General features: G+C 51.9%; 8 protein-coding genes, 1 tRNA gene and 1 pseudogene. 9 read left to right on the forward strand and 1 reads right to left on the reverse strand.

Annotated features, from left to right (window positions below; translation table 11 throughout):
- Window positions 1-58: 58 nt before the first annotated feature.
- Window positions 59-1498: a replication initiation and membrane attachment family protein gene (locus HP435_RS07020; protein ID WP_122962935.1), complete on the forward strand. Its 1440-nt coding sequence runs from the start codon at window positions 59-61 to the stop codon at window positions 1496-1498.
- Window positions 1499-1513: 15 nt separating this feature from the next.
- Window positions 1514-2452, forward strand: coding sequence for a primosomal protein DnaI (gene dnaI, locus HP435_RS07025; RefSeq protein ID WP_122962936.1), 939 nt, complete (start codon window positions 1514-1516; stop codon window positions 2450-2452).
- 78 nt (window positions 2453-2530) lie between these two features.
- Here dnaI and HP435_RS07030 read toward each other — a convergent pair.
- Window positions 2531-3250, reverse strand: a pseudogene (locus HP435_RS07030) (YdcF family protein); the annotation flags it as partial.
- Window positions 3251-3269: 19 nt separating this feature from the next.
- On the opposite strand from HP435_RS07030, the gene HP435_RS07035 reads away from it, so the two are divergent.
- The 7 genes from HP435_RS07035 (at window position 3270) to cas8c (ending at window position 13756) form a co-directional block, all read left to right on the forward strand.
- Window positions 3270-5894 (forward strand): Ig-like domain-containing protein, encoded by a 2625-nt coding sequence (locus HP435_RS07035; protein WP_122962937.1) that lies wholly within the window; start codon window positions 3270-3272, stop codon window positions 5892-5894.
- A gap of 105 nt (window positions 5895-5999) precedes the next feature.
- Window positions 6000-7085 carry an ankyrin repeat domain-containing protein gene (locus HP435_RS07040; protein WP_173598433.1) on the forward strand — a complete coding sequence of 362 codons (1086 nt, stop codon included), beginning with the start codon at window positions 6000-6002 and terminating at the stop codon, window positions 7083-7085.
- Window positions 7086-7512: 427 nt separating this feature from the next.
- Window positions 7513-7588: transfer RNA gene (locus tag HP435_RS07045), tRNA-Ala, on the forward strand.
- A 513-nt stretch (window positions 7589-8101) separates the two neighbouring features.
- The gene (locus HP435_RS07050) at window positions 8102-8536 is read left to right on the forward strand and encodes a DoxX family protein (RefSeq protein WP_173596103.1); all 435 of its coding nucleotides are present in this window, start codon (window positions 8102-8104) and stop codon (window positions 8534-8536) included.
- 445 nt (window positions 8537-8981) lie between these two features.
- The gene (gene cas3 / locus HP435_RS07055) at window positions 8982-11240 is read left to right on the forward strand and encodes a CRISPR-associated helicase Cas3' (RefSeq protein WP_122962940.1); all 2259 of its coding nucleotides are present in this window, start codon (window positions 8982-8984) and stop codon (window positions 11238-11240) included.
- 15 nt (window positions 11241-11255) lie between these two features.
- The gene (gene cas5c / locus HP435_RS07060; protein WP_122962941.1) at window positions 11256-11903 is read left to right on the forward strand and encodes a type I-C CRISPR-associated protein Cas5c; all 648 of its coding nucleotides are present in this window, start codon (window positions 11256-11258) and stop codon (window positions 11901-11903) included.
- Window positions 11900-13756: a type I-C CRISPR-associated protein Cas8c/Csd1 gene (gene cas8c / locus HP435_RS07065; protein ID WP_173598432.1), complete on the forward strand. Its 1857-nt coding sequence runs from the start codon at window positions 11900-11902 to the stop codon at window positions 13754-13756. The genes cas5c and cas8c overlap by 4 nt, the downstream gene beginning before the upstream one ends.
- Window positions 13757-13763 lie beyond the last annotated feature (7 nt).

The following is a 13763-nucleotide window of genomic DNA, read 5'->3' on the forward strand; positions in this document are numbered from 1 at the left end:
ACATTCGTTTGCCATGCTATAATAAAAGAATCGAATTTTGTCAGGAAGGAAAGATCGGATGCGCCGTTTAGTCTGGAACGAATTGTTGCCCAAGGATCGTTATTTGGTGCGGCTGGCAAGACCTCTCAGTTTTTCGGAAATGGGGTTTGTCACGCAGTTGTACTTGCCGATCATTGGCGTCGAATCGTACGCCCTCTACCAAATGCTTGTCCATAGCATGCAGGAAGCGAGCGGGGCCTCTGCGGAGGGAACCCACCGCAGTCTCATGCTTGCGTCTTCCTTGTCCCTGGATCGTTTGCTGGATGCGCGTGAACGTCTGGAGGCCATCGGACTTGTAGAAGTGCGCCGCCGCGAAAACCAGCAGCGCGATTATTACTACGAATACTTGATCAAACCTCCGCTTGCACCCGGAGAGTTTTTTGCCGATTACGTCCTCTCGCTGATGCTGCTCAACAAGATCGAAAACGTCCGCTTCTCCCAGCTGCGCCAGCAGTATGCGGATGGGCTGGGCAGCCAGTTGGCGGAAGAATATTCGCAGGTCGAAAACATAACGAAAGATTTTCATGAAGTGTTCCAATCGTTGAAACCGTCGGAGCTGGAAGTGAAAAAAGGTTCGGAGCGCGAGCGCTTTTTGAGCGAGATGGAGACGAGCTTCCCGCAGGCTGCGATGAAATCCGGCTTCGAGGCCCAGGTGAACCACTCGCTGAGCGTGTCGTCGCTGCGGCTTTATTTGCCGGACAATGCCGATCCTGCCAAGGTTCTGGATGGCAAAAGCATGGAGCTGTTGTTTTCCCTCTGCCATTTTTATCAGTTGGACAGTTGGGGAATGGGGCAGGAACTGCGGGACTGGACGTTGTACAATACGGATCGGAGTTTGGACGGGGATGTGCTGCGCAAACGGCTCATGCAGCGCTACACGGAAGACAAGCTGTACCGCAGCGATTCGGCGCCTGCATCGCTGGATGACGACTGGGGGCCAGGCAAGTTGCCCGAGCCGGGCAGCGAAGCGTTTGTCCGTGCATGCCGCTTGCTTTCCCCGCTTGCGCTGCTCGAAAAGGTCGTGGGCGGCCGCGTGAGCAAAGTGTACTTGGAGCGGGCGGAGACGCTCGTTTTTGCAGACGGCATGTCCGCTGAAGTAGTGAACGCACTGCTTTTGCACACGCTCGCCAGCATGCAAATGGAGCTGCCAAAAGCGTACATGGAGACGATTCGCGACAGCTGGAAGGCCAAGCGGATCGCCACGGTCGATGAAGCGGTGAAGCAGATCGTAGAGCGCTCCGAGCAACGGGCGCAATCGGCCGAGAAAGCCAAGACAGCGAAAAAGGAAACGACGCCAGTCAGACGCAACGGCAGGGCGATTTTGCAAGACAAGCTGCCGGCTTCGGTGGAGTGGCAAATGTCGCAGGAAAAGGCAGCGCCAGACGTTGCCAAAGGACAGTCGATTCAAGATTTTCCGGACTTGCAGAAGAGACTGGAAACACTGCGAAAACGGAAGTAAGGAGCGTGAGGGAAAATGGAATCTATCAGTGAGTTCATGCAGGAGCTTGCCAAGCGAACACCGCGTCAGCTGCTGACACCCGATCAGCAATTGGATAAAATGTTTCGTTCGTCCGCCTATCTGAAAGCATTTCAAGCGGAGCACCCGGCATTGACCCGAGACGATTACCTGCGCTCGCTCTCCAGTATATATACAGCGGTCAAAGAACAGTATTGGTGCGAGCGTTGTCCAGGGCTGAAAGAGTGCCCGAATCTGGTCAAGGGCCACAGCACGCAGCTGGAAGTGGCCCACCAGAACATCGTCAGCTCCATCACTCCCTGTTCCAAGCAGCTTGCCCATGAGGAAGAAGTGCGCCGCCGCCGCCTCATGCGCAGCTACTACGTGTCAGAAGAGACATTGAACGCGAGCTTTGAAGGAATGGTCATCGACACAGACAATTTGGCCTCGGTGGAAGCGGCCGTGCAGTTTTGTGAAAAGATCGGCACGGGCGAGCGGGTAAAAGGTCTGTATTTTCACGGCCCGTTCGGCGTAGGAAAAAGCTACATCATGGGCGCGATCGGCCGCGAGCTTTCCGAGAAGAACGTGGCTTCCCTGCTCGTTTACGTTCCCGATTTTATCCGCGAAATGAAAGACTCGATCTCGGATCAATCGTATGCCGGAAAGCTCGAGTTGCTCAAAGAAGTGCCCGTGCTTATCTTGGACGATATTGGCGCGGAAAACTTGACGCCATGGGTGCGCGACGAGATTTTGGGAGTCATCCTGAACCAGCGGGCGAACAATCACCTGCCGACTTTGTTTACATCGAATTACTCGCTGGAGGAACTACAGGAGCATCTGTCTATCTCCAACGGCAACCGGATTGAACAGACGAAAGCGGCCCGGATCATGGAGCGGATTCGCCATTTTGTGGACGTCTACGAAATCCGCCGCCAGAACCACCGAGCGGGCAACTAATGAGAACAGGCTGGAAACCTCCCAATAGGAGAGAGCCAGCACTTCTCTGCCGCGATGGTACGGTCCAAACAGGACGTGCGAATGGACGGCGACGGGAGAGGCGTTGATTCCCAGCGATTCAGCCATCGTCATCGCCCGCGCCAAATGGTAGTCGTGGCTAATGATCAACACATGTCGAATAGAGTGCTTTTCCAAAACCTGCTGGCTATTCAGCAGGTTTTCGTATGTACTGGTAGATTCGTCTTCCATGAGAATCTGCCCGGACGGAACGCCGTGGGCGATCAAATACTCGCGGCTGACCTCTGCTTCTGTTCGCGTCTTGCCTTCACCAAGCCCGCCAGTGACCAGCAAAGTGGAAACGTACCCATCTTCGTACAGCCGGACGGCTTGCTCCAGTCGTTCGCGCAGTCCGGGACTGGGGCCTTCCCCCCACACAGCAGCGCCGAGGACAATTCCGATATCGGCATGGCGAGGAATCGCCTGTGCGGCTGCTTGTTCAATCCGCCACCAATGATAGCCGACCCACACTCCGCCGATCAGAAAAAGGATAGCCAACGCGATCAAAACTCTTCGCGGAAAAAATATTTGCAGTCGTTTTGCTAGATTCTTCATTTTTTTGCTGCTCCCTTGTATCTCTCTTTTTCGCACAAATGCTAGTTCTTTCTCTTTCATTAGACGTGGAAACAGCTGTCTAGTTACACCCTTCGACACATGGCCGACATAAATCACTGGTAAATTATTTCTCGCAAATGCCGATATAGTAATGGTGGAATGGTTTCGAAAAACAGCAAATGTCATACTTGCGAGGAGGCTGGCAATGTTCTGGAAAAAAACAATGCTCTTGTTTCTGGCCGCCCTGCTTTTTGTGGGAACCGGGAGCGCAGGGGTCGGATTGGCTGCGGAAGTAATCAACCGCCTGGTGCTGACCAAAAACGAGGTAACGGTAGAGTTGGGTGACACGGTATCCGTAGGAGCCACAGCCCTTTACGAGAGCGGAAAAACAGAAGATGTTACGGTAAAGACGAATTGGCAAAGCCCTGACCAGGGCAAAGTGATTAACGTCTACTCAGGACAAATCACGGCCAAGGCTGTTGGAAACGCCGTAGTTACTGCGGAATATATGGGCCAGACAGCCATCGTCAATGTAACCGTCACGAAAAAAGTCAAGGCGCTGTCGTTGAATCAGCAGTCGGTCAACACCCGCATCGGGGAAGAGAAAACGGTTGAATTGACTGCGTATTACAGCGAAGGCGAACCGGAAAAAGTAACAGAAAAAGCAGACTGGTCGATCGACAAGCCGGCCGTCGCCACCGTGATCAACGGCAAGATCAGAGGGCTTAGCTCCGGTACGGCAACGATTACTGCCAAGTTTGGCAGTCAGTCTACAAGCATGCAGGTAAGCGTCGAGATTGCGCATCGACTCGACCCGGACAAAACCCAACTGTCGCTGCTTTTGGGAGAATCGCAAAACATCGTGCTGACCGCGATTTATCCGGATGGCTCCGAAGATAAGGATGTCGCTGCAAAAGCAGAATGGTCTTCTGATAACGCTGCAGTAGCAGACGCCATCAAAGGAAAAATTACCGCCTACAGCGCGGGTACTGCCACCATTACCGCCACATACGGGACAAAAACAGCTACGATCAAGGTGGATGTGGACAATACGCAACGACTGGTCGTTTCGCCACAAAACGTCTTTTTGAAAGTTGGCGCAGAGCAGACGGTCAAGCTGGAAGCTACCTATGCCAACTCCACCACTCCTGTCGACGTGAAGGACAAGGCAGAATGGTCCTCGGACAAGGAAAACGTCGCTTACTACAGCAACGGGAAAATTCATGCTGTAGCTTCAGGCGAAGCCGTCATTACGGCGAAATACAGCAACAAAACGGTGCAAATTCTCGTTGATGTAGAAGTGCCGCGCTCGCTGGATATCATTCCGTCCTACCTGACGATGCAAAGCGGCAAAAGCGTGGAAGTAGGAACGGCACCAAATGGCAACAACGTAGTGGTAAAAGCTTATTTTGCAGATGGACAAAGTGAGTATATTACGGACAAGCTGGAATGGTCCTCGGATCAACCGGACATCGTGTTTGCCAGCGGGAAAACCATTACGGCTTACAAAGCGGGCTCCGCGACATTGACGGCGAAATACGGCGGCAAGACAGCGAACTTCGTGGTAGACGTGGATGTACCGCAAAGCTTGACAGCGAATCCTTCCAAAGTGGCAATTCAGGTAGGCGACGTCAAGCAGATCACAGTAACGGCTGCCTTCCCGAACGCAAGCAGTGAAGATGTGACACAAAAAGTCACCTGGACATCCAGCGCGCCAGCAGTTGCAACCGTGCGCCAAGGTCTGGTCACAGGTGTAGCGACGGGTGCCGCAACGATCACAGCGACGTTTGGCACACGCTCGATCACCATTCCGGTATCGGTCGGTGTCCTGCAATCTTTGACGGTAGACAAAAAGTCAGTGGTCTTAAGCAAAGGCGACAGCCAGGAAGTCAAGCTGACCGCCACTTATGCGGATGGAACAGTCAAAAACAACATCAATGAGCAAGCGACTTGGACGTCCACTTCTGCGGCAGTAGCCGAAGTGAACGCAGGCAAAATTACAGCAATCGGCTCCGGGAAAGCGACGATCACAGGTTCTTTTGAAGGCAAGAGCGTGACCGTGACGGTCGAGGTAGACCAGGCACAGACCTTGACTATCAATCCGCGAATCTTGATCATCAACGTCAATGACACGGCCTCAATCGAATTGAAAGCGACAGACGCTTCCGGCGCCACTATCGATGTATCCAAAACCGCAGATTGGACCTCGACCAACCTGAAGGTAGCGGATGTGGAAAACGGCAAAGTGCGTGGGCTTGCCAACGGCCGCGCGACAATCACTTTCAAATACGGAAGCAAGTCTGTATCGCTTCCGGTAGAAGTAGGCATTGTGACCAAGCTGGAGGCGGACAAGCGCTTTGTCAGCCTGAAATCAAACGGTGGCGGGGTACAAATCACCCTGACCGCAACCATGTCAGACGGCCGCACGATGGACGTCACGAACATGGCAGACTGGAAGGTCAGCAACTATAAAATTGCCGACGTATCCAAAGGCTTGGTCAAAGGTCTGGCTTTCGGCAAAGCGACAATCAGCGCCAAATACAGCGACAAGAGCGTGAGCATCCCGGTCGATGTGGACACGCTGAAATATTTGAAAACAGACGTCGTTCAAGTCGTCATGAGCAAAGGCGAGTCGAAGCAAGTCAGCGCGATCGCGACTTACATGGACGGCACCGAAGCGAACGTCACGAAGCCAGCCCTGTGGACCACCTCTCGCCTGCTCGTAGCAGACGTGAAGGACGGGATCATCAAGGCGACTGGCTCCGGCAAAGCTACCATTTACGTCAGCTACGGCGGCAAGAAAACGCCAATCGTCGTAACCGTACGCTAGATCTGATCTATAGAAGCATTAGCTCCAGGGGGGGGGTCTCATCAGCCGAGTATTCGGCAGGAGACCCCCTTTTTTTAGGGAAAAGAGAAAAGGGAGGGGCCACACATGCCCAAGATCAAGGACTTAGGGAATTTTGAGGTGTTGCCAGAGATCGCAGCGCACATTTACGAAGGAAATGTCGACGCTTTGCAGGCAGCCTTGGCAGCCGGCTGGGATCTGGAAAAAGAAATCGTCTTGAGCCAATACACGACAGTAAGCCCGCTGGAGTTGGCGTTAATGGCGGAGAAGCTGGAAGTAGTCAAGCTTCTCGTCGAACACGGCGCCAACCTCAATGCGAAAGAGAAGCCTGCTTTTTTGCTGGCTGTCCGCTATTGCAAAGAAAACATCGTCCGCTATATTGCAGAGCAAGGCGCTCGCATGGATATGCTGAACCGGGTCAAATCCGGCGCATATGAGCAAGCCTACTACGGCCAAAAAAGCAATATCCCGCTGATCCACGAGCTCGGTCTGGACATCAGACAGCACGCAGGAGAGGTGCTGCGCAAGGCCGCAGCGGACAACGACCGCAAAACAATCGATTACTTGCTGGAGCATGGCGTAGACATCAACTACAATCAGCCAGACATGGTCTATCCGTACAAGGCAACACCGCTGACCGTCGCAACCCGCATGGGCAACGTCGGCATGGTCAAATACTTGGTCGAGCGCGGCGCAGACGTCACCCTCGCGGAAAAAGGCGGCGAGCGCCCTTACACGATTGCCGTCAGCAACAAGCAGGACGAACTGGCCGCCTATTTAAAATCGTTGGAGCCCGCCGAGCTGCATGATCTGGAGAACAGAAAATACGAACTGCAAAAGCACAAGCTGTCCGCCGAGCTAATCGCCTTCCTCACCGGAGACAACTTGCACGTGAAGCTTGCAGACAATGATTTCGAGATAAAGCACATCGATTTTTTGTCCCTGACAGATACGGTCGAAATGAAAATCGGTCGCAAAAAGCTGCTGCGCATCTCCGCCTGCGTCGACAACTACTCCGGTTTGGTTTTGGTATGGAACCCACAGAAAAAAGGCATGATCGGCTGCTACGACGAGGAGCACCAGGAATATGCCGACCTGGCCAGCTTTGCAGAATTTATGAAGCGGCCGGAGGTTTATTTGATGAAGTTTATGGAGGGGGAGTTGGGAGAGTAGGGCGTGGGAAGAGAGAGGGAGGCAGGTAAGGGGTCTGGGGAGTAAATGTTTGCGGCTTGGTGGGGTGAGTCAGAGAGAGCAACTGGGGCGGAAGGGTCACCCACCAGTTTTGCCCCCTATTCCTCTTCGCCACTCGGCTGCTCCCCAAAAAGAAAGCACGATTAGCACAGCTGACACACCATCAGGCCATCAAACTAACGACTCCCTTCTTTAAATGAAAAGGCGAAGGAATGGCCGAAGGATTTTTCAAAAGGAGTGGGAATTTTTCCTGTTTTTTCGCTTGCAGTGTAAACGGACCGTGTGCTATACTTAGAACACTGAGGCAGTAATATCGCTGAAGAATACATAATGGGGCATTAGCTCAGCTGGGAGTCCGAGCTGGTCAAATGTACTACCAAAAAATGAATACCAGCTTTAATTTTATCGTGGGGGCATAGCTCAGCTGGGAGAGTGCTTGACTGGCAGTCAAGAGGTCAGGGGTTCGATCCCCCTTGTCTCCACCATACTTAATCGTCAAAACGGCAGAGATGCCGTTTTTTTGTTGTGATTCAAACGTTCTATGAGCATATCTTAGGAACCTAAAATAGCATGGTTCCCTAAAATACTTCAATTTTATGAGGAGAAGAAAAGCGCAATGATAAATATCTCCAAAAAAGAAATTGCTCATTTACAAACCGACGGTCGGTATTTTATAATTGGCATATAGACACCAAATGCTCGGCATAAAGATAAAAACTAGCCTGGTTAGCCGTACTTATTCCGTTGCAGCTCAGAATGATTCGCTACGGCTTCCACCACATCAAAAGCGGCAAAATCTCCAAGGAGTATCGTGAGACTTCCCGCTCTTGGGCAGTTTTCGGCATCGCCATTACGGCGACCGCCCATCGTGATGGTTGATGGTATACCTCTTGGCAGTGACAGGCTTCTATAAAAGGCTGGGGACAACAGCGAATAGAACAAGGGTCTGACCCTCGTCACGTTCCTTAATAAGCAGATTCCTAAAGGGAGAGATGAAAATGGTGCCTTTTTACGTGCTTGTCGGAGCTTTTCTGCTGTTCAAGATTCTCGGGTTAATCGGCTTGTCTTATTTCGAAGGGTGGCATTCCTCGCTTCAGGGAGCGGTAGCTGTTATGCTGCTGCTTACCGCTTCTGCCCACTGGGGGGCAAAACGTCCTGACCTAATCCGCATGGTTCCGCCGATTTTTCCGAAGCCAGGTTGGATCGTGACAGCTACCGGGTTGCTGGAAATTGCCGGAGCCATCGGCATTCTGTTCCCTGCCACCTCTCAGGCGGCTTCCATAGGTTTGGCCGTGCTGCTGGTGGCGATGTTCCCAGCCAATGTGCGTGCGGCCAGGGAATCCTTAACGATTGGGGGGAGACCTGTACCTAAGCTACTTCTTCGTACAGGGCTTCAGTTCGTCTTTTTAGCAGCAGTCCTGTTGGCGGGGTAAACATGTGGCTTGCATAACTTTCTCACTATAATAAAACGATGTTCCAGGTGCCTCGTTCATTATGTGTCGTTTAGTTTGTTTCGGATTTATGGGGAGTGAAACAAACTATTGTGGGAGAGCGCATCGCTGGCAATGTAGAGGTAAGCGGTTCGATCCGGCTATGTTCCATCATAATGTTAACTACGGAAACGGCAGAGATGCCGTTTTTTATTGTAAATAAAGGAGTATCAAGTTTGACGTAAATTCGAAGCTCTAACAAATGGGTGGGGCTAGAAATGGTTTGGGTGCCGCAATTTGTACCATAATCTATCATTTATGTAAAAATAATTAAATTTAAAAGGAATGAGACTTTAGGCGTAGAAATGTTCATTTAATCCTGTTACAGTTTGCTACAAATTCCAACAATAATATCTATGTGCATCCCTTTTTTGACAGGAGGAGATCCATGGAATTTTACGCCCACAGCAAGGACAACGGAGATTATCAGCTATTGAAGATCCATTTGGAAGCGGTTGCGGAAAGGTGCAAAAGCAACGCGGATATATTTGGACTAGGCCAATTGGGCTATATAATCGGCCTCATGCATGATGTCGGCAAATATTCAGAGCTTTTCCAGGAACGGGTGAGAGGGAAAAATGTGCGGGTAGATCATTCTACTGCGGGAGCGAAATGGATGCTGGACAAGCAGTCGTACAGCAGGCACATTGGAACGAGCGGTGCGGCCGCATATTTGGCGACGCTGGCTGCGATGTCTATTTCTGGTCATCATGGCGGCCTGCAAAACTACGGTACTCGGGACGAAGAGGGTTCATTCAAGAAGCGCGTGTCCAAGAGCGATGCCGAAATTCCGTCATGGTCTTCCGCATGGGACGAAATACAAGTTCCGTTGGGTAAGGTACCGATTCCACCAGTCTTTCAACCGGAGCTGCTGCTGAAGCATAAGCACCTTTTAGCTTGGAAATACAGTTTTCTTGGCAGAATGCTGTATTCCTGCTTAGTCGATGCGGATTCTATCGATACGAGAGATTTCGCGAGTGATGCCGACCGTCTTATGATACAGGAACGAAATCAACCGTCGATGGAACAATTGCTGGAGCGGTTGAACAATTATCTGCGTCCTTTCAAGCAGGCCGAAGATACCCAAATCAACAGACAGCGCAGGCAAATCCAAGATGTGTGTCGACGGCAGGCCCAGTCGGCCCGAGGACTGTTCTCGCTATCGGTGCCGACGGGCGGCGGCAAGACGCTATCGTCTATGGTTTTCGCCTTGGAGCATGCCAAGGTTTGCAAACTACGCCGCATCATCTATGTCATCCCTTTTACGAGCATAATAGAACAGAATGCGAGAGTGTTTCGGAGGGCGCTTGGTGAAGATGCCGTACTTGAGCATCACAGCAATTTCAATATGGAAGAGTACGAAGAGAATCATGATCCGAAGGAAGCACGGTTGCTCAAGCTGAATTCGGAAAATTGGGATGCTTCTGTTGTCGTCACGACATCTGTTCAGTTTTTTGAATCGTTGTTCTCGAACCGAAGAAGCAAGTGCCGCAAGCTGCACAATATTGCCGGCTCCGTCATCGTGATCGATGAGGCACAGAGTCTTCCGCGAGGCTATGTGATGCCATGTCTGCATGCGATTCAGGAGCTTGTGGAGCATTACCAGTGTTCGGTGGTGCTATGTACGGCAACACAGCCCCCATGGGACAAGCTGGGAGTTCAAACTAAAGAAATTTTGGATGATCCGACACCCGTGCAATTAATGGATATGTTCAAAAGAGTTCAAGTCTCCGTTTACGGTGCAGTCGACGATGCAGTCACTGACGAAACTGTCGTGGACTGGATTGCGGATGCGGGACAAGTCCTTTGTATCGTCAATACGCGCAAGCATGCCAGACTGCTGTTCGAACATCTAAAGTTGCTGCATATAGATGGCATCTATCATTTGAGTGGCCGCATGTGCGCATCCCATCGCCAGAGCATATTGGAGGAGATAAAGAAACGGTTGGCGGCAGGGCTGCCATGTCGCGTCGTATCCACGCAATTAATAGAAGCGGGAGTCGATGTCGACTTCCCTAAGGTGTTTCGGGCGATGGCCGGATTGGATTCCATTGCGCAAGCCGCTGGCAGATGCAATCGCGAAGGGGGGGCGGTACTGGGCGAGGTGCGTGTATTTTACCCGGAGCGGCACGGCATGCCGACAAAAGGTTGGATGAAGGAGACGGCGGCGGAAGCGCAGCATGTACTGCGGTATGAGGGTGACGCGCTTTCGCTGTCAGCCATGCGGAACTATTTTGACCGAATCTATGGATTCAATGACAACACCGTTCTCCAGAAAACGGACGATAAAGGCATCATGGAGCTACTTAGCCTCAAAAATATGAATCTCCAAATTCCGTATGAAGAGATTGCGGATCGATTCCAGTTTATTGATGGTCAGATGCAAAGTATCGTCGTTCCTTATGATGCCAAAGCGACGGAAGCCATTGAGGCATTGAGATACAGTGCTCATCCCGCTGGTATTATGCGCAAGCTGCAGACTTACTCGGTGCAGGTCTATCAATTCGAGCTGGCTGCCATGCTCAGAGCTGATCTGCTTGCGAGCAGCGGTGGCGTTCTTTATTTAACGGAAAGCGCCTATTACAACAAAGAGACGGGCTTGCTTCAGCCTGAGGATTTGGTGGAGCATGAGGTTTTATTATTTTAGGAAGGAGTTGCGTCAATGGGGTATGGGATCAAGTTGAAGGTTTGGGGCGATTATGCTTGCTTTACAAGGCCGGAGATGAAGGTGGAGAGGGTTAGCTACGATGTAATAACGCCATCGGCGGCGCGAGGCATACTGGAGGCCATCCACTGGAAGCCGGCCATACGCTGGATCGTGGACCGGATTCATGTGCTGCAGCCTATCCGCTTCGAGAATATTCGGCGTAATGAGGTGGAAACCAAAGCTTCTGCGCGGAAAGCGGCGATTTACGCCTCGGAGGAGCGGCAGCAGAGAGCGTCCCTGGTACTTAGAAATGTGGAGTATATCATTGAAGCTCACTTTGAAATGACGGACCGGCGCGGAAGTGAAGAAAGTCCTGAAAAGCATTACAACATTTTTCTGCGAAGAGCGCGGCAGGGTCAGTGCTTCCATCGACCGTATTTTGGGACACGGGAGTTTCCCGTTAGCTTTGAGCTGATAGAGGGAACGCCAACAGTACCTTCCAATCCGCATCAAGGAACCGTTGATCTTGGATACATGCTATACGATCAGTCCTTCCAATTGGATGAGAAGGGGGAGGTCAAGGAGGTAACGCCGTATTTCTTCCGGGCTCAAATGGTGGATGGAGTTATCAGCGTTCCGAGTCCCCGGGAGGTGATCGGATGATTTTACAGGCGCTTCATTCTTATTATCATATTTTGCTGGGGCAGGACGGCGATAACATGCCAAGGGAAGGCTACTCCGCAGCTGACGTTTCGTTCGAAGTGCATCTGGATGAGAGCGGTACGGTTGTTGACGTTATTTCTTATGTGAACGAGAAGGGGAAGCCGATCAAGAGAACCTTTAATGTGCCAGAGCAGGTGAAGCGATCTGTGAATGTCTTCCCCTATTTTCTCTGCGACAAGGCAGACTATTTGTTCGGGGCGGCGCTTTCGCTGCGGGAAACGTGTCGCAAAGAGCTGCAGTCGCTCTGGCGCAAGGTGCTGGCTTATGCGGATACGGATGCCGATGCGCCGGAGTTGGAGGCTTTGTTGCGCTTCATAGAATGGGATACGGAGGAATTGGCAGGACAGTTCGAAAGGTTGCTAAGAGAGGATGTAAGCACATTGCTTTCGTCAGGCGGACTGTGCGTGCTGAAGTATGCGCCAACAGGCCGCTTCTTGCAAGACAACCGTTTGCTGCAGAAGGCGTGGGAGCGCTATTTGAAGGCACAGGCCGATACGGACCACTCCGATGTGACGCAGAGATGTCTTGTATCCGGTGAAACTGTATCCGTAGGAGAAATTGCGCGGTTGCACCCCAACATCAAAAATGTAGTCGGAGCCCAATCATCAGGAGCAGCACTTGTATCGTTCAACAAAGATTCGTTTATCTCCTTCGGCAGGGAGAAGTCGTTTAATGCGCCTACTTCGAAGAAAGCGGCCGATGCTTACGGTTATGTGCTGAACAAATTGCTTGCCGATCCCAGGCACCGCGTCAGAATGAACGATATGACAGTTGTGTTCTGGGCGGAGTCGTCGCTCGATCATGAGCAGATCTTCCTGGCAAGCCTGATGCAGGAGTATCAAGGCGACGGGGATGGAGAGAACGGGCAGCCGCCCGATCCCGACAGCGTGCGCGAGCGGGTGAAAAGTGCGATGTCCCGAGTGCGGAACGGCCAGGAGTTTCGGGATACATTCGGGGATTTACATTTTGAGACAACGTTTTACGTGTTGGGAATATCGCCTAATGCAGCGCGTTTGTCCATTCGTTTCTTCTACAAAGGTACGCTTGGGGAGATCGGGGAGCGAGTGTGGCGCCATTACAAGGATCTTGCCATTGTCGGTCTGGATCGAACGCCAACGGTGCGGCAATTGTTGAAGGAGCTGGCCGTCGGTCATGACTGGAGCAACATCCCGCCCAATATGGAAGGCCAGATGCTCCGCTCGATCCTGCAAGGACTGCCGTATTCGAAGGCGGTGTTCGCCCAGCTGATGAATCGCGTCAGGGTGGATTCGGACGATCCGCGCAAAGGATTGTACAAAATTGGCAGCATTCGGGCGGCGATGATCAAGGCATATTTGCTTCGAGCTTACCGGAGCAACCAAGACAAGACGATGGAAGGAGAATTGTCAGTGGCGGAAAATAAAGATTCTACGAACGTGGCGTACAATTTGGGAAGGCTGTTCGCTTGCTTGGAGAAGACACAGGCGAGCGCATTAGGAGCAGGCATTAACGCAACGATTCGCGACCGTTTCTGGGGAGCGGCATCGGCTTCCCCGGCTAATGTATTTCCACGGCTGCTTCATCTGGCCCAGCATCATGTGTCTAAGGACGAGAAATGGGGCGGCTACAACAACCATTTGATACAGGATGTGATGGGTTCGCTGCCGGACCGTTTCCCCCGCCGTCTCACATTGGAGGAGCAGGGCATATTTGCCATCGGCTATTATCATAAGCGGCAAAGCTTCTATACATCTTCATCATCGGAGCCTGCGGATGCGTTGCAGCAGGTTGAGCAGACGGAGACGCACGAATAGCACTATA

It is taken from the genome of Brevibacillus sp. HD3.3A (assembly GCF_013284375.2).
Classification (GTDB): Bacteria; Bacillota; Bacilli; order Brevibacillales; family Brevibacillaceae; genus Brevibacillus; species Brevibacillus parabrevis.